Source organism: Natrinema hispanicum, assembly GCF_900111485.1.
Taxonomy (GTDB): domain Archaea; phylum Halobacteriota; class Halobacteria; order Halobacteriales; family Natrialbaceae; genus Natrinema; species Natrinema hispanicum_A.
This window is the reverse complement of the sequence record NZ_FOIC01000002.1, coordinates 245,304-262,024: the sequence shown is the minus strand read 5'-3', so window position 1 is coordinate 262,024 and position 16,721 is coordinate 245,304. Positions and strand designations below refer to the sequence as shown.

General features: G+C 64.2%; 16 protein-coding genes. 5 read left to right on the top strand and 11 right to left on the bottom strand.

What is annotated here, in order from left to right:
* Positions 1-68: 68 nt before the first annotated feature.
* The 5 genes from BSG09_RS03105 to BSG09_RS03090 form a co-directional block, all read right to left on the bottom strand.
* Positions 69-674, bottom strand: a complete 606-nt coding sequence (locus BSG09_RS03105; RefSeq protein WP_092929969.1) for a peroxidase-related enzyme — start codon at positions 672-674, stop codon at positions 69-71.
* A gap of 45 nt (positions 675-719) precedes the next feature.
* The gene (locus BSG09_RS03100) at positions 720-1,136 is read right to left on the bottom strand and encodes a GIY-YIG nuclease family protein (protein ID WP_092929967.1); all 417 of its coding nucleotides are present in this window, start codon (positions 1,134-1,136) and stop codon (positions 720-722) included.
* Between the two features lie 180 nt (positions 1,137-1,316).
* Entirely contained in the window at positions 1,317-2,321 is a 1,005-nt protein-coding gene (locus tag BSG09_RS03095) for an RAD55 family ATPase (protein ID WP_092929965.1), read from the bottom strand.
* A gap of 104 nt (positions 2,322-2,425) precedes the next feature.
* Positions 2,426-2,563 (bottom strand): hypothetical protein, encoded by a 138-nt coding sequence (locus BSG09_RS20620; protein WP_175542129.1) that lies wholly within the window; start codon positions 2,561-2,563, stop codon positions 2,426-2,428.
* 176 nt (positions 2,564-2,739) lie between these two features.
* On the bottom strand, positions 2,740-3,825 hold the full coding sequence (locus BSG09_RS03090) for a peptidase (RefSeq protein WP_092929963.1): 1,086 nt from the start codon (positions 3,823-3,825) through the stop codon (positions 2,740-2,742).
* 157 nt (positions 3,826-3,982) lie between these two features.
* Here BSG09_RS03090 and BSG09_RS03085 point away from each other — a divergent pair, with 157 nt between their 5' ends.
* Positions 3,983-5,044, top strand: coding sequence for an NAD(P)-dependent glycerol-1-phosphate dehydrogenase (locus BSG09_RS03085; protein ID WP_092929961.1), 1,062 nt, complete (start codon positions 3,983-3,985; stop codon positions 5,042-5,044).
* A 28-nt stretch (positions 5,045-5,072) separates the two neighbouring features.
* On the opposite strand, the gene BSG09_RS03080 is transcribed toward BSG09_RS03085, so the two are convergent.
* On the bottom strand, positions 5,073-6,944 hold the full coding sequence (locus BSG09_RS03080; protein ID WP_092930156.1) for a S9 family peptidase: 1,872 nt from the start codon (positions 6,942-6,944) through the stop codon (positions 5,073-5,075).
* A gap of 169 nt (positions 6,945-7,113) precedes the next feature.
* Between BSG09_RS03080 and BSG09_RS03075 the strand changes: the two genes are divergently transcribed.
* Positions 7,114-8,175, top strand: a complete 1,062-nt coding sequence (locus BSG09_RS03075; RefSeq protein ID WP_092929959.1) for a glycosyltransferase family 4 protein — start codon at positions 7,114-7,116, stop codon at positions 8,173-8,175.
* 121 nt (positions 8,176-8,296) lie between these two features.
* Entirely contained in the window at positions 8,297-8,707 is a 411-nt protein-coding gene (locus tag BSG09_RS03070; RefSeq protein WP_092929957.1) for an HIT family protein, read from the top strand.
* A 59-nt stretch (positions 8,708-8,766) separates the two neighbouring features.
* On the opposite strand, the gene trpB is transcribed toward BSG09_RS03070, so the two are convergent.
* The 4 genes from trpB to BSG09_RS03055 all read right to left on the bottom strand — a co-directional run bounded on the left by trpB (position 8,767) and on the right by BSG09_RS03055 (position 13,041).
* Complete coding sequence (gene trpB / locus BSG09_RS03065; RefSeq protein WP_092930153.1) at positions 8,767-9,921, bottom strand: tryptophan synthase subunit beta; 1,155 nt, start codon at positions 9,919-9,921, stop codon at positions 8,767-8,769.
* Positions 9,922-10,098: 177 nt separating this feature from the next.
* Positions 10,099-11,082 carry a YeiH family protein gene (locus BSG09_RS03060; RefSeq protein WP_092929955.1) on the bottom strand — a complete coding sequence of 328 codons (984 nt, stop codon included), beginning with the start codon at positions 11,080-11,082 and terminating at the stop codon, positions 10,099-10,101.
* A 4-nt stretch (positions 11,083-11,086) separates the two neighbouring features.
* Positions 11,087-11,227, bottom strand: coding sequence for a hypothetical protein (locus BSG09_RS20615; protein WP_175542128.1), 141 nt, complete (start codon positions 11,225-11,227; stop codon positions 11,087-11,089).
* 122 nt (positions 11,228-11,349) lie between these two features.
* Positions 11,350-13,041: an NADH-quinone oxidoreductase subunit D gene (locus BSG09_RS03055; RefSeq protein ID WP_092929953.1), complete on the bottom strand. Its 1,692-nt coding sequence runs from the start codon at positions 13,039-13,041 to the stop codon at positions 11,350-11,352.
* Positions 13,042-13,208: 167 nt separating this feature from the next.
* On the opposite strand from BSG09_RS03055, the gene BSG09_RS03050 reads away from it, so the two are divergent.
* Complete coding sequence (locus BSG09_RS03050; RefSeq protein ID WP_092929951.1) at positions 13,209-14,147, top strand: phosphatase PAP2 family protein; 939 nt, start codon at positions 13,209-13,211, stop codon at positions 14,145-14,147.
* 22 nt (positions 14,148-14,169) lie between these two features.
* On the opposite strand, the gene BSG09_RS03045 is transcribed toward BSG09_RS03050, so the two are convergent.
* Positions 14,170-14,925 (bottom strand): midas domain-containing protein, encoded by a 756-nt coding sequence (locus BSG09_RS03045; RefSeq protein WP_092929949.1) that lies wholly within the window; start codon positions 14,923-14,925, stop codon positions 14,170-14,172.
* A 240-nt stretch (positions 14,926-15,165) separates the two neighbouring features.
* On the opposite strand from BSG09_RS03045, the gene BSG09_RS03040 reads away from it, so the two are divergent.
* Positions 15,166-16,665 carry a sulfatase-like hydrolase/transferase gene (locus BSG09_RS03040; protein ID WP_092929947.1) on the top strand — a complete coding sequence of 500 codons (1,500 nt, stop codon included), beginning with the start codon at positions 15,166-15,168 and terminating at the stop codon, positions 16,663-16,665.
* The last annotated feature ends 56 nt before the right edge of the window (positions 16,666-16,721 follow it).

The window sequence follows — 16,721 nt, the reverse complement described above, 5'->3', positions numbered from 1 at the left end:
GTGCGGGGCAAGGCTGCGGATGTGCCGGCACGGACTGACGGGATCCGTCTGCAACGAGTCGGCTCGAGTTATCGGCCGAGCGTGTGGAACTCGTCGTTGGGTTGCATCTCTGCGAACATCGCCATGCGATTGCTGAGGTTGTAGAAGGCGGCGACAGCCCCGATATCCCAGATCGCTTCCTCGCTGAACCCGGCTTCGCGCAGCGCCTCGAAGTCGGCCGGTTCGACCTCTGTCGGCCGCTCAGTGAGTTTGACCGCAACGTCGAGCATCGTTCGATGGGCCTCGTTGATATCCGCGGTCCGGTAGTTCGCGACCAACTGGTCGGCCAGCGTCGGGTCTTCGGCGTAGATGCGCACGAGCGCGCCGTGGGCGACGTTACAGTAGTAACAGTGGTTGACACCGGAGACGGCGACGACGATCATCTCGATCTCCTCGCGCGCTAAGGCGGTGTCCTCGACGAGCGCGTCGTGATACTGGAAAAAGGCTCGGAAGTGGGAGGGTTTGTACGCGAACGCCGAGAACACGTTTGGGGTGAAGCCGGAACGCTCGGTTTCCTCGGCGATCCGCTCCTGAAGGTCCTCGGGAAGGTCTTCGAACGCGGGGACGGGGAATCGCTCCATCGCGTCGTCGTTGAGTTGCGGATCGGTACCGGGCTCGGAATCGGTGTCGGTCATAGGTGCCGATTCACACGCATTGGTAATAACTCACGGGCCCGATTTTCACGACTTCTCGTCGACGAGACCGCCAGCGTTGACCGCCGCCTCGCGGACGGTCTCGGCGTCCGGCACGGCGAGTAGATGCCCTGCGCACTCACAGTCTGAAGCTCCGAAGCCGTCGACCGGTGTGCCCGGCAACTGCGCGGCCAGTTCACACTCCCGATCGGCGTCCGGGAAGATGATCGCGGTCTCGAGGGTCGTCGCCGGCCGGCCGAGCAGGTAGTCGATGTGCCAGTGGCGCGTGTCACGCTCGCCGGCAGCGAGTTCGCGGTGGCGCTCGACGCGACTGAAGCCGCCTGGACCGAACGCGCTGCCGACGTAGGCGTACGTGCCGGCCTCGAACGTGCGCTCGCCAAGCGCACCGACATCGAAACTCGTCGTCTTGGGAACGTCGATTACGAGAACGTACGTGCCGCTCATATGGAACGGTCGGGTAAGCGACGGAAAAACGGGCGCGATTTCGACTCGCACTGACAGCGGCGGAGACCATCCGGTGACAGGGGGCGCTACCGGGACTGACTCGGCTCGTCGTGGACCCGATCGTCGTCGGTGATCGCTCCGCACTCGTGAACGTGACGGGTGCTGGCCCGCCTCGAGCCGTTAAGGCCGGTCCGGCTGTGACAGCTCGGTCCCGACCTCGTACCCCTGCTGTGTGTTCCGTCCTGTGTTCGGGCTGGCTGCGAACAGTCCTCGAGCCGGTTCGTGATCGTACTGGATCCACTGGGGGAGAAACTGGGCACCGATCAGCTTCCGAATGGCGAGCTGTTTGTGCCGGGTGTTCGGTGCTCGCTGCTCTGTCAGCCGCAGATCGACGATGCCGTCGAACACGTACTCGGCTTCGGGAATGTCGTCTTCGTCTGCCGTCGACGCAGCGGCGACGATCGGGACGAACCGTGCCTTACAGACCGTCGCTCGGATCTCTTCGACGAAATCGTGGACCTGCCGGTCCTGAAAGACTCGCTCGAGTTCGTCCAGCGAGTCGATCGTGACGAGCCCGGTCTCGCTCATCTCGAGGTCGTCGAGCGCGCCGACGAGACTGTGGGTCACCTCGCTGCGGTCGCTCGGATCGCGCACCTCGACGATCGCGTCTGCGGCCGCCTCGCCGAGAAACGTCGGCCACTCGGTGCGCTGGGCCCTGAATCCGTCTCGGTCGTCGAGCCGGTGGGTATAGCAGTCGATGATCCGTAGCCGACCGTTCTCGAGGGCCGGCAGAACGTTCCAGCCGTTCTGATAAAAGCGCTCGAGCGTCGCCGTCGGCGGATTCGCAAGCGAGACGACAACGGCGGGTTCGCCGCGCTCTAAGGCGCGCCAGACGAGTTCGATCCCGAGTTCGGCCCGGCTGGTCCCTTCGTCGCCCGAGAGCAGGAGAAACGAGTCGGCGGGGATGCCGTTGGGGACGAGCGAGTCGATCGGCTCGACTCCCGTTACGACCCGTTTGTAGGCCTGTGGATCGGGCAGTGTCGTGTTGTCGTCGGCCTCGCGGCAGGCAACCGAACAGTAGCGGCCGTCGTCGCTGGCGACGGGATCGCCAGGGATCGGATAGTGACAGTGGTCACACTCGAGTGGATACTCCGCTGTGCGCTCGGGCCAGTGCTGATCAGACATGTCGACGCGCTCTACCACGGTGGGGTCAAAAGAACCCTTCCCCGTTGGTCACTCCACTAACCGATCGACAGTCAGTATATGATTCGATTGCGTGGGAGCGGCCATCAGCGGCGCAGTACGTCGACGGCCCGCTCGAGAAATCGCAGAAACGAACCGGTCGGCGTGCCAGGCATGTAGACGGGAACGTCGGGGTCGTCGATCGGAACGCCAGTAATCGGGTCCCTGGGTTCGGAGTCGCTCATACGAGCGTTTTGCGCCGAAGCTATTTACGTATGACCAAATACAACCGCAGGATAGTAAACAAAGAATCGTCATTGATAAAACTGCACACGGTATCGAACGCCATGGGCTACCGGAGACTGTCGCCCGAGGAGCCCCGATACCGCGAGCGATCCTGGATGGGGAGACTCCCACGGCTTTAGGACTGCAGCTGTCTGAGTCGCTCGACTCGTCGCGCCGTCGACGGCCGCGCCGCGAGCCGTTCGTGGAACCGACTTCGCTCGTCAGTCACGTCCGAAGACGCTTCGTAGACGCTCGCGAGGGTATCAGCACCGACCGCTCGAGCCGCCCGACGGTCGGCAGCGAACTCACATCGCTGGAGGTGCCACGTGAGCAGCGGCCACGTGATGAGCAGGCCGGCAAGCGAGACGAGCAGCGACAGCCAGACGGTCAGCGTCACGACGAGTGCCGTGAGAAACGCCATGACGAGGGACCGTCGCTCGAGGAGCCGAAACGCATCGGCAGCGTCGACGCGCGCACACAGTGCTGTCAGCTCGTCATCACCACAGACGTCGAACGCGTAGTCGGTTGCGTACAGCCGCCGGTTCCTGGGTGCCCCATCGAGATAGAGTCTTGCCAGTTCCATTCCCTTACCCGGAATGACGCCGGCGACCGTCGCAGTCAGCCCGACACGGTCGACCGCGGCCTCGAGCCGCCGCCGTTGCTCGGCCGTCGGCTCGGAGATCGTCTGCGAGAGCCGAACGCGAGACAGCGACCAGCCGTAGGTGCCGACGACGAAGCCGACGAACAGGACCGGAATCAACCATGGCGACGGCTCCGAGGCACCAAGAAGCGCTGCGAGGGGTGCAATCGAAATCAGACAGATGATCGTGAGCGCGACGAGGTACTTTCCGAGCCGGGCGACTGCCACCGCGGCGCTGATCTCGAGGTCGCGTCGTTTGCGAACGGATGGAAAGACGCCGAGATACGTAATCAGAACTGCGATAATCGTTCCAGCTGCCGTTGGAACCCAGGCCAGCGGCGTCGCGAGGCCGCCGACCACTGCTGGATGGAGCGACGAGAGGGCTGCCTCGGTCGCACCGATGAAGCCGGAAAACGCGAGGACGAGGAGCGCTGTGATGCCGACGACGCCGAGGAGTCGGTACGTCCCACGCGATCGCCGATCATCGTTCCCGCCCTTCCGGATCGTGTACCACCCGTACACGCGCCCAGCACCGTAGCTGGCGACGAGCAGGCCAAGCCAGAGCGTGAGTGTCATAATCATATTTTTGCTTGTGGCTAATTAGTTGATAAATACACTCAATTGACGCGAATTCGGGTCCTGATTGACATGCAGGCAGTTCGTCGCTGCATGCCGCTTCCCAGCCAGCGGGCAGTGCGACGAGGAAAAACACATGACCTAGGGGTGTGTCAGAACCAGTATGTTCGAGAAGTCGACGTGGATCCGCCTCCCGCGAAACGTCGTCGTCGGCCACGGCGTTCGTAGCGAGGTCCTCGACGTAATCGATGACCTCCATCTACAGGGGCGACCACTGTTCGTCACGAGTCCGACGCCTCGAGCGGTCGCCGCCGACCCCATCGCGGCCGACTTCGAGGCCGCCGGGATCGAGCCGGCGATGGTGACGGTTGAGAAGGCGACGTTCGACGCCGTCGAGCGGGTGATCGACGTCGCCGAGGACGAGGACGTCTCCTATCTCGTCGGCATCGGCGGCGGCAAGGCCATCGATATCGCGAAACTGGCCAGCTATCACCTCAATATGGGTTTTTGTTCCGTGCCGACCGCAGCGAGCCACGACGGGATCGTCAGCAATCGCGGGTCCGTCCCGAACGGTGACTCCCGCCACAGCGTCGCCGCCGAGCCGCCGCTTGCGGTCGTCGCCGACACTGGTATCCTCGCGGACGCGCCGTGGGAGCTGACGACCGCCGGCTGTGCTGACATCATCTCGAACTACACCGCGGTAATGGACTGGCGACTCGCCAAGCGACTGCAAGACGTCGAGTTCTCCGAGTATGCAGCCGCACTCTCCGAGATGACCGCCGAAATCCTCGTGGGCAACGCGGATCTCATCCGGCCGGGGCTCGAGGAGTCGGCTTGGGTCGTCACCAAGGCGCTGATGTCCTCCGGTGTCGCGATGAGCATCGCCGGCTCCTCACGGCCCGCCAGCGGGGCCGAACACCTCTTTTCACATCAGCTCGACCGGCTAGCACCCGGCGCGGCCTTACACGGCCACCAGGTCGGCATCGGCTCGATCATGACTGCCTACCTCCATCAGGGTGAGGACGGGCTCTGGCGGGACATTCGCGACGCGCTCGCGAGCATCGACGCGCCGACGACCGCCGCCGAACTCGGCATCGACGACGAGACGATCGTCGAGGCCCTGACGACCTGCCACGAGATCCGTGATCGCTATACGATTCTTGGCAACGGAATGAACGAGCAGGCGGCTCGAGACGTAGCACACAAAACAGGCGTTATCGACTAACGTCGACGAGCACCGCGCGGGTGTCGATTCAGACGTGCTCGTCGAGGAAGTCAGCGATTTCCGAATAGGCCTCGATGCGATTTGCGAGCTTCGAGAAGCCGTGGCCTTCGTCGTCGAAGATCAGTTTCCGGACGGGCACGCCGTGGTCACGGACTTCCTCGACGATCTGTTCGGCTTCGCCGACTGGAACGCGAGGGTCGTTTTCGCCATGAAGAACGAACAGCGGCGCTTCGATCTGCTCGACGTTGTTGATCGGCGAGATTTCCTCGAGAAAGTCGCGATCCTCGGCGAGCGAGCCGTATTCGGCCTCGCGGAGTTTTCGCCGCCAGTCGCCGGTGTTCTCGAGGAAGGTGACGAAGTTGGCGATGCCGACGACGTCGACCCCGGCAGCCCAGAGGTCCGGGTATTCGGTCAGCGCGGCGAGCACCATGAACCCGCCGTAGGAGCCGCCCTTGGCGGCGATCCGATCGGGATCGATCGCGGGATGATCCTGTAGCCACTCGACGCAGGCCTCGATGTCTGCAACCGAGTCCATCCGCTTTTCCACGTCGTCGAGGGCGGCGTAGTCGGCCCCGTAGCCCGACGAACCGCGCACGTTCGGCTCGAAGTAGGCGTAGCCTCGATCGAGGAAGTACTGTTTGACGCTCGAGAAGGAGGGTCGGCGCTGGCTCTCAGGACCACCGTGGATGTCGACGATGACCGGCGTCTGTCCCTCCTCGTGGTCGTCCGGTAGGGTCAAAAAGCCGGGTACCTCGAGGCCAGTGTGGGACTCCTCCGGAGTCCCACGAGCGGACGGGCGTTGCCCGTCAACGCCGAAGCTATCGACATGCACGAGGTCGGACTCGTCGAACGTCTCGCGGGGAATGCCCGCGGTCGGCGCGTCGGTCCAGCGCTCGGCGTTGCCGGTCTCGATGTCGACAACAAAGACGTTCGTGTTGACCGTATCGCCAGTGGTCGACAGGGCGAACCGCTCCGCGTCGGGGTCGAAGCTCACACCGCCGGAGATTCCGCCCGGCAGGTCGGGTTCGGGAAACGCTTCGTACTCGGTTGGGTCGTCGGCGTCGAACTCGCCGACTGTCAACTCGGTGTATCCCTCGACATTTCGTGAGCAAACGAAGCGACCGGTTTCGTCGTCCAGCGCGATCCCGTCGACGTTCCATCCATCCCCGTCGATGACGGTCTCGAGGTCGCCGCTCTCTACGTCGAGATAGGCCAGATACAGCGTGTCGGCATCACCCTCGTCGGTCACGAGATAGATCCCCTCGCCGTCGGGAGCCCAGCTCGCGCTCTGATAGCGGACATCGCCCTCGTGGGGTGTCAGATGCTCGAGTTCGCGCTCGTCAGCCTCGAGATCGAGGATGTACAGGTCCTGATCGAAATTGGAGTAGGCCTGCGAGACCAAGAGGCGGGAGTCGTCGGGGCTCCAGCCGGCAAGCGAGAGCCAGCCGTCGCCTTCGTAGACGAGTTCTGCGTCGTCGCCGGTTTCGTCGCGACCCTGGACGTAGATGTCGAAGACGGACTCGTCGCGGCGATTCGAGGTGAAGGCAAAGCGGTCGCCGTCGTGGCTCCAGCCGCCCCACCGGTGTTTCGCGTCGGGCATCGCGGTCAGATTCTCAATTTCGCCGGTCTCGGCGTCGAGTCTAAAGAGTTGGGCGCGCTCGTTGCCGCCCTCGTCCATTCCGAAGATCAGCTCCGGGCGTTCGGGCGACCACGAGGCGAAGGTCACCCGCTCGTCGTAGAAGGTCCGCTGTTCGGGCCAGCCGCGGGGGGTCTCGAGCGTCCAGACCTGCGCGGTGCCGGTCGTATCCATCAGGAAGGAGAGTCGCTCGCCGTCGGGACCGAACGATGCGCCGTAGGCGCTGCGGATGTTGAGATAGCGCTCGATGTCGTAGCTTCCCATGCCAGAGGCGTACGGACCCGAGTCGGTAGTCATTTCGGTCGCGGCAGCCCCGGATCCAGCCAGTGTCATCGGTCGGCCGCTCGAGGGAGCCGGTGTGTGGCCCCGAAAACGCCCGTCGAATAGAATGAAAAAAGTGACTTTATAGCCCGGGGCTACGTGGCGGCCGAATATGCGACTCGCGTTCGTCTCGTTCGAAACAGTCCATCACCGCGATAGCGAGACGAACCAGCGGTTTCGGACGATCCTCGAGTTACTCGCACAGCGAGGCCACGACGTCCACTGTTACTGTGCTGACTTCTGGGCCGGCGAGGGGGCAACCCTCGAGCGCGAGGGGATTACTTACCACGCGGTCGTCGACGGGCCGGACGCCCACAGCTCGTTTCTCGCCCGCTTGCCGTTCGTGCTTGCAGCTGCGAACCCAGACGTGATCCACGCCAGCGCACAGCCGCCGCGTCAGGTGCTCGCAGCTCGCGCGGGTGCGGCGCTTGCGCGGACGCCACTGGTCCTCGAGTGGTACGGCGACGACGGCGTCCCAGAGACGCGCTGGACGCGGCTTGCGGCTGGTCGACCAGATGGGATCATCACGCCGTCGGAACTCGTTTCGACGTGGACCCAAGAGATCGGTGCCGACGGTGACGTCGTCGATATCATCCCGAACCCGATCGACTGCGATCGGATTCAGGACGTCGACCCGGGCGAGGACGTCGACGTAATCTACGCGCGTCGACTCGACGACGGGGCCAACCTCGAGAGCCTGCTGTTAGGACTGGCCGAACTCCGGGATCGCGACTGGCAGACGACCGTCATCGGCGACGGGCCCGAGCGTGACGCCTACGAAGACCTCGCGAGCGACCTTCGTATCGACGATCGGGTGCGGTTCGTCGGCGACCTCGAGCTCGACGAGCGGATCGCAGCCTACCGCGGCGCACACGTCTTCGCCCAGACGGCCGAACGCTGTGTCTTCCCGACGGAGATGCTGTGGGCGCTCGCATCGGGCTGTGTCGGGATCGTCGAGTACCACGCGAACTCGAGCGCCCACGAACTCGTCGAGGGCTGGGAACGGGGCTTTCGGACCACCAGCGAGGACGAACTGGCCGAAGCCATCCTTGCGGCGGGCGATCTCGAGGACCGCACGTATGAGGATCGGTTCGCCGACTACGATCGGTCGGCAGTGGCCGAGCAGTATCTCGAGCAGTACCGGATGCTGCAGGAAGATCACGGAATTCTGTAATACTGCCGGCACAACACGTACACTGGACATTTAGGATCGGAGGCGACTATCAGTGGCGCTGGTCGACAGTAACGCCGCCGTGCAGGGGCACCTATATGTTGGCGCGAGAGAAAATACGGCTATGGACGATCGCTGTGAGTTCTGCCGACTCGCTGACGGCGGCCAGTCGGCACACGTCCTTTATAAGGACGAGTGGACGATCGCCTTTCTCGATCGCAATCCGGCCACGAGGGGCCACACGCTCGTCGCGCCGCGGGCCCACGTAGCGGACATCTTGACGAGTGACGACCCAGGCGCGGCAGCCGTCTTCGAGACCGTTCGGACCGTCGCCAGCGCGCTCGAGGCCGTCCTCGAACCCAGTGGGTTCAGCACCTTCCATACGACCGGGCCGCTGGTCGGGACCGTCGATCACGCACACGTCCATCTCGTACCTCGATTTGCCGACGACGGCGTTTCGCTCTCGCTGGCGCGACGCGAATTCGATCCCGACGAGGCGGCAGCACTGACGGCGCAGGTTCGAACGCTGCTTTGAGACAGCACACGATCCTCGAATGCGGACTGATCTCGTCTGCTGGGTGACGAACGTCCGCCCTAGAGATCGAACTTCGCGGCCGCCGTCTCCATGTCCTTGTCACCACGCCCCGAGAGATTCACGAGGATCGTGTCGTGTTCGCCTGCTTCGGCCAATTCGATCGCGCGAGCGATCGCGTGGCTGGACTCCAGCGCCGGGATGATCCCCTCGGTTTCGCTCAGTTCACGGAACGCGGCCAGCGCCTCGTCGTCGGTGACGCCCGTGTACTCACAGCGACCGACGGCCCGATACATGGCGTGTTCGGGACCAGCACCGGGGTAGTCCAGTCCCGCCGAGACGGAGTGGACCTCGACATCGTCGTCGATGACCCGCGTTTTCATCCCGTGGAGGACCTCGTCTTTCCCGTCCGCGAGCGGCGCAGCGTGTCGTGACGAATCGGTCCCTTTCCCGCCACCTTCGGCACCGTAGAACGCGACCTCGTCGTCGTTACGGAAGGCATGAAAGAGGCCGATTGCGTTCGACCCGCCGCCGACACAGGCGACCGCGGCGTCGGGCAACTCGCCGGTGCGCTCGATGATCTGCTCGCGGGCTTCCTCGCCGATGACCGACTGGAAGTCACGAACCATCCGCGGGAAGGGGTCGGGACCAACGACGCTGCCAACCAGATAGTGGGTGTCCTCGACGTTTTCGGCGAAGTCCTCGAGCGCGGCGTCGACGGCGTCAGCCAGCCCCTCGTCGCCACGGGTGACCTCGTTGACCTCGGCACCCATCAGGCGCATCCGGAAGACGTTCATCTCCTGGCGCTCGACGTCCTTTTTCCCCATGTAGATCTCCGTCTCGAGGTTGAGTAAAGCGCCGACCATCGCCGTCGCGGTGCCGTGCTGGCCGGCCCCGGTCTCGGCGATCAGTCGCTCGCGGCCTGCCTTTTTCGCGAGCAAGGCCTGCCCGAGCGCGTTGTTGACCTTGTGTGCGCCGCCGTGGAGCAGGTCCTCTCGCTTGAGATAAATGTCGGCACCGTAGCGCTCGCTCAGGTTCCGCGCGTAGTACAGCGGGCTCGGACGACCGGCGAACTCCTCGAGTAAGCCACGCAGTTCCGACTGGAACGCCTCGCTTGTGGCAACGTCGTCGTAGGCCGTCGCCAGTTGCTCGAGTGGCTCCTGAAGCGGCTCGGGGACGTATCGTCCACCGTATCCTTCGAACTCTCCGTTGGACATATGCCGGTCCATTGCGCGCTCACCGTCAAGTAAGTTCCGTGGCGTCGATGACGGCGCTCTCGTCTCGAAAGGGGGCGTCAGTCCGTCTCGCACCCGCTGGCAATTATTTCCGCTATTGATGACAGGGATGGGCCGCTCGAGTCGGTTGAAGATGTGCCGGCCGCGATCGCGATGCGATCAGAACAGCACGAGCAGGAGTGCAAGCGAGAGACTGCTGGCGACGAGCAGTGACAGCATGACGACGAACGCGGGCACCAGCCCCGTCTGACGGAGGTCTCCAAGCTGAATCTCCGTGCCGAGGCCGACGAACGCCAGCAGGAACAGCCAGTTGTACGCGTGCTCGATCGAGGTCTGCTGGGCCGCCGAAAAGACCCCGAGACTCGAGAGCGCGGCGAGTGCGAGAAAGCCGACGACGAACTTCGGAAACTCCGCCCAGAGGGTTCGGACGGAGGGCGTATCGCCGTCGCCGGTTCGAGCGTAGTAGCTCGCATACGCGAGGACGACGACGCCGATCAGGGCGTTTCGCGAGAGCTTCGTCATCGTCGCCCACTGGCCGGCCATCTCGGAGTGAGCAAAGCCGACCGCGACGACCGGCCCCGTCGAGAACATACTGACGCCGGCCCAGATCCCAAAGACAGTACTCGAGAGTTCCAGTAGGTCGCCGACGATCGGATAGACGGCGATCGTAATCGCGTCGAACAAAAGCACTGTCGCCGCCGCATAGGCGACCTGTTCTTCGCGCGCGCTGACGGCACCGGCGACCGCGACGACTGCCGAGACGCCGCAGATACTCGCTCCGGCTGCGAGCAGCGAGCCCAGCCGTTCGGCCAGCCCGAAGACGTTTCGCGCGAGCAGTTCCACGACGATGAGCGTAAGCGTCGCAACGGCAATCACGACGAGGAAGACGCGGCCGCCAACCTCGAGGACAGTCTCGACCGAGATCGACGCACCCATGAGGACGATCCCGGCACCGAGCCAGAGTTTGTGTGTCGCAATCCCGGACTCGAGTCGCGCTGGGATGCCGACACCGTTCGTCACGACGACGCCGAGTGCGATAGCGAGCAACAGATTGTTGACGCCAAGTGACAGCGCGAGTCCCCGCGCTAGCAGTGCGCCGAGACAGAGGGCGAACACGCCAGGCAGGAGACGACGGACGGCCATCTCGTCACCAGGGGATCTGCAACTCGAGTGCGCTGACCAGTGCGACGATCATCCCGCCGACGATAACGCTCTGCCAGTCGCGTTCCAGCGCCGACCAGCGACCGGTCACGGTTTCGGCGGCCGGCCGCCATCCATCGATCGACATATATGCTGGTTCCGAACCTCGCTACAGTTAACGGTTATCGAATCCGTCGCAGATCCAAGAAATTATTTCCGCTACTGGGGGCGAACATGCCGGCGAACACCGGGTCGGCTGACCGCGCACGCTCAGCGGTCGACGCTTCCCAGTACGATGTCGAGACTGCCGAGCGAGGCGACCAGATCCGCGATGTACTCGCCTTCGGCCATCTCGGGCAGCGCCGAGAGGTTGTGGAAACACGGGCTGCGAATCTTAAATCGCGCCGGCGAGTTCGAGCCGTCTGCACGGATGTAGATGCCGAGTTCGCCCTTCGCGCTCTCGACGGCACGGTAGGTCTCGGTGTCGGCGTCGGGTTTCAGCGTTCGCGGGACGTTACTCTGGACGGTTCGTTCGTCTTCGGGCCACTCTACGAGTAAGTCGAGACACTGCTCGATGATCTTCGCGGATTCCTCGACCTCGCGCAGTCGGACGAGCACGCGTGCGTGGTTGTCACAGCCGTCTTCGGTGACGACGTCCCATTCCAGATTATCGTAGTAGCCGTAGGGATCGTCCCGCCGGAGGTCGTAGTCGATCCCCGATCCGCGAGCGACCGGCCCGGTACAGCCGTAATCTTTGGCGACTTCGGGTTCGAGGATTCCAGTGTCGAGCGTCCGAATCTGGAAGATCTCGTTGCCGGTCAGCAGGTCGTGGTACTCATCAACCTTGGCAGGGAGTTCGTCCAAGAAGTCTCGGCACTTCTCGATGAACTCTTCACGGGGTTCGGGCAGGTCCCAGCAGACACCACCCAGCCGGAAGTAGTAGAACATCATTCGCTGGCCGGTCAGGTCCTCCAAGATGTCCTGGACGACCTCGCGGTCGCGCATGCCGTACTGGAAGATGGCGGTGAAGTCGCCGTAAACGTCCAGTGCGAACGTCGAGACGGCAAGGAAGTGCCCGAGCATGCGCCCGAACTCGGTTGCCATCGTTCGCAGGATCTGCGCGTAGGCGGGCACCTCGATGTCGGCGATGTCCTCGATCGCGCGGGCGACCGCCCACTCGTTTGGGAGGTTCGCCGTGTAATCCCAGCGGTTCGAGTAGGGGATAATCTGGTGGCGGTAGGTCCCCTGCTGGCACATCTGTTCCTCACAGCGGTGGAGATAGCCGATGTCGGGCCTGACGTCTGCGACTGACTCGCCGTCTAACACCGTCTCGAGGTGGAGCACGCCGTGGGTCGCCGGGTGGTGGGGTCCGATGTTGAGAAACATCGTGTCCGACTCGGGGACGTGCCGGTCGCCCTGCAGTGGGTTTGCGTGTTCGGCATACCGGACGACCTGTGGCTTGTCCTGATCGTAATCCAGCGCCAGCGGATGACCCTGCCACGATTCGGGGAGGAGGATCCGCCGGAGGTCGGGATGGCCGTCGTATTCGATGCCGACGAGGTCGAAGGCCTCGCGTTCGTGCCAGTCGGCGGTGCGAAAGACCGGTTCGGCAGACTCACAGACCGGCTCGTCCGTCGGCAGTGGGATGACCAGCGCCACCTCGTGAGTGCGCTGGTCGTACTTCGTCAGGTGGATGAGCGACTCGTAGCGGTCCTCATACTGCTGGGACGTGAGACACGTGAGGTGGTCGAAACCCGCCTCGTCGCGCAATAGACGAACCACCTCCCGGACCTCGTCCGGTCGGATCACGAAGGCAGGCGCGTTCTCGTGGTCGTCGCGCCCGATCGCGTAGTCGGAAAGCAGGGCCTCGAGGGCGGTCTCGTCGACGCCCTCCTCGCGGCGGTGGTCGTACTTCGGATCGATGCGCTCGTGCTCTGGTTCGGGCTCGGTTGTTTCGCTCATTGGGCCGGACACCACGCCGACGGCCGGCGTCCCTGAAGGGTACAGGTGACGCGGAGATGAGGGTTTTCCCGCGTTCCGGTGACTCTCTCCGTTGGCTACCCGATCGGTGTTGCAGCTGTCGCGGCCACGGAAATCGTTTATGTATCACGTCGTCCGTAGCGTAGGACATGACTCGCGGGATCGGCTGGTTCGACTCGTTTCGTGCGGTCGCCCCCGACTGGAGTGTCGTGTTGCTCGGGCTGGTGACCCAACTCGGCGACGTGTGGTTTCTCGGCTTCCTCGTCGGGGTCGTCTACTGGGCGGCAGTGCCGGACCGCCGTGACGAAGCCGCAACCGTCCTCGGGGTGACGCTGGCCGGCCTCTCGCTGATCACGGGGCTGAAAGAGGTCTTCGCGCTCTCGCGGCCCGACCGGGTGTTCGTGGCAGTCGAGACGCTGCCGGAGACGGTCCACCCGCTGTATCGGGCCACTGCGACGGCGACCGGCTACGGCTTCCCGAGCGGCCACGCCCTCATGTCGACGATCGTCTATCTGAGTCTGGCCGAGTATCTTTCGGTCGGGACGCGCCGGCAGCGATACCTCGGTGCGGCGGGGATCATTACGGCAGTCAGTTTCTCCCGCGTCGCGCTCGGCGTCCACTACCTCGTCGATGTCATTGCCGGCGTCGCCGTCGCGCTGGTGTTTCTGTTGCTCGCGGCCGGACTCTGCGACCGGTATCCGGACCACCGCGGCACGATCGGATTCGCGATCGCGGTCGGCGTTGCTGTGCTCTCGCTCGTGCCGGCCCGGACGGATCCCGATGCCGTCCTGTTGTTCGGGACGTCACTGGGCGCGTTTGCCGGCTGGCAACTCGCCGTCCTCGTTCGCGATCTCGAGGCCGGTAACGGGCCGATCCGGACCAGCCGGCCGCTGATCGCCAGAGCAACCGTCGCGGCCCTCGTCGTCGTCGGGCTGGCTGCCGTCACGGTCTCATACTGGGCCGTGCCAGTGATCGCCGGGAGCGGCCTCCTCGGACTGGCCGCTGCCGCGTTCGTCACGGCACCGGTCCTGTATCGTTCGGACCACGTCGGTGACCTCGTCCGGGGGTCGCCCATTCGCTCGCAATAGGCCGTCACACTGGCACTCGAGATCAGTCGCGATCCGCTGACTCGTCGTCTGTCGCGTCCGTGTCGTCAGACTCCGACTCTGATTCGTCCGTGTCGGGTGGATCGACCGTCATGTTCGAAGCGTCCTCCGCGGGGCTCTCGTCCGGTTCCGTGTCTTCGGTCTGGGTTGGCTGGGCCTGTCGCGGATCCGGACCTGTGGCCTCGCTTTCCTCGTCGGCCAGTGCCGCATCGGAGACGTCGACCGCCACCTCGTCGTCCTCGGTGTCGCGTCGCGGGTCTTTTGAGGCTGCTCCGAGATCGGGTCTGGACCGGGATCGGTCGTCGTCTGGCTCTTCGGTGAACGCGATCTCGGACCCCTCGTCTCGCGTCTCGTCTATCTCCGGCTCATCCGCAATCTCGTCGCCGGGCTGGACCTCGGACACCCGGCCGGCATCGATGCGGTCGGCGGCGGCGCTGGCCTCGTCCGACGTTTCTTTGCCCGCCGTTTGGCTCTCGACGTCCGGAACGCCCTCTCTGCTCGAGCGGCGATTCTGGAGCCCGAGCCCGACGAGTGCGCCCCCGGCGATGCCAAGTGGAATCGCCCGTTGTCGGTTCGCGGCCAGCGATCGGATCGCCGCCCCGAGCATGAGTCCGCCGCCGACCAGCGGCAGCGTTCCGCTCTCGAGTGCATCGGCTGTTATCGCGGCGGCTCGTCCGATCGGCGTGTCCAGTTGCTCGAGGTCGTCGCCCTCGTTCGGCGAGATGTCCGTCGTCGCGTCGTGATCTGTATCTGTCGTCATTGGAACGATATCGACCTAGCCGCTACGGCGGGATGAATATTCGACCAGCAGATGACTACCCCGCGCCGACGATGGCTGCTACCGGCGGGTGTGATCCGATGGCAACTGCGGGCGGAACTGATAGCCAGCACACACTGTCGAGATCGTCGGTTTCCGCTCCGGTAACGGATGATTTCTTCGATTTCCACCCTGCATGCTCCGGGCTGACGACCTTCCCTGTCTGTCGTGGAGTACTCTCCTATGTCGGAGTACAACGGACGTGACGACGAGTCACATAGCACTGTGCGAAACGTCGTTCTCGTCGTTCTCGATACGGCTCGAGCGAAAAGCGTCGATGCGCAACTGATGCCGACGCTGACGGATCTGGCTGCGGCGGGAACCCCCTTCGAGAACGCCTTTGCGACCGCGCCCTGGACGCTGCCCTCTCACGCGTCGATTTTCACCGGGACGTATCCTTCCGAACACGGCACCCACGGCGGACACACCTATCTCGACGGCGACCTGCGAACGCTGCCCGAGGCGTTCGCCGACGCGGGATTCGAGACGATCGGTGTCTCGAACAATACCTGGATCACCGAGGAGTTCGGCTTCGACCGCGGATTCGACGACCTTCGCAAGGGCTGGCAGTACATCCAGTCCGACGCCGACATGGGAGCCGTGGTTCGCGGTGAGAACCTCCGGGAGAAGTTCGCGGCAACGCGAAACCGACTTTTCGACGGCAATCCGCTGGTCAACGCCGCCAACGTCCTCTACAGCGAGTTCGTACAGCCATCGAGCGACGACGGCGCTGACCGGGCGAGCAACTGGATCGCCGACTGGCTCGGCAGTCGAGACGGCGACCGGCCGTTTTTCCTGTTCTGTAACTTCATCGAACCCCACGTCGAGTACGATCCCCCGCGGGAGTACGCCGAGCGATTCCTCCCCGACGGTGCCAGCTACGAAGACGCGACCGCGATCAGACAGGACCCCCGTGCCTACGACTGCGAGGAGTACGACCTCTCGGATCACGAATTCGCCATGCTCCGGGGCCTCTATCGGGCGGAACTGGCCTACGTCGACCACCAGCTCGGCCGACTCCGGACCACGCTCGAGGACGCCGGCGAGTGGGAGGACACCTTGTTCGTCGTCTGTGGCGACCACGGCGAGCACGTCGGCGAACACGGTTTCTTCGGTCACCAGTACAACCTCTACGACACGGTTCTCAACGTCCCGCTCGTGTTCTGTGGCGGTCCCTTCACCGATGGCGAGCGACGCCACGACCTCGTTCAACTACTCGATCTCCCCGCGACGCTGCTCGAGACGGCCGGCGTGGACGATCCTGCGCTCCGCGAACAGTGGTCGAGCCGGTCGCTTCATTCTGGCTCGAGCGACGACGCCCGTGACGCGATCTACGCCGAATACGTCGCCCCGCAGCCCTCGATCGACCGGCTCGAGGAACGGTTCGGCGACATCCCCGAGCGCGTTCGGACGTTCGACCGGCGGCTCCGGGCGATCCGCACGGCCGAGTACAAGTACGTCTGCGGCGACGACGGCTTCGAGCGGCTTCACCATGTTCGGACCGACCCACTCGAGCACACCGACAGCAGCGACGACGACGCCCAGCGAGCGCAGACGCTTCGTCGCCGACTCGAGGAACGGTTCGACCCGCTCGAGGCGGCCAGCGAATCGGAAGACGAGGGGGCAGACGTTGAGATCCGTGCAGGGACGAAAGATCGACTCGCGGAGCTGGGCTATCTGTAGCGAGCGAACAATCACACTGCACCCCCGCCTCGTCGTCGGCGACGAACGCAAGGCGA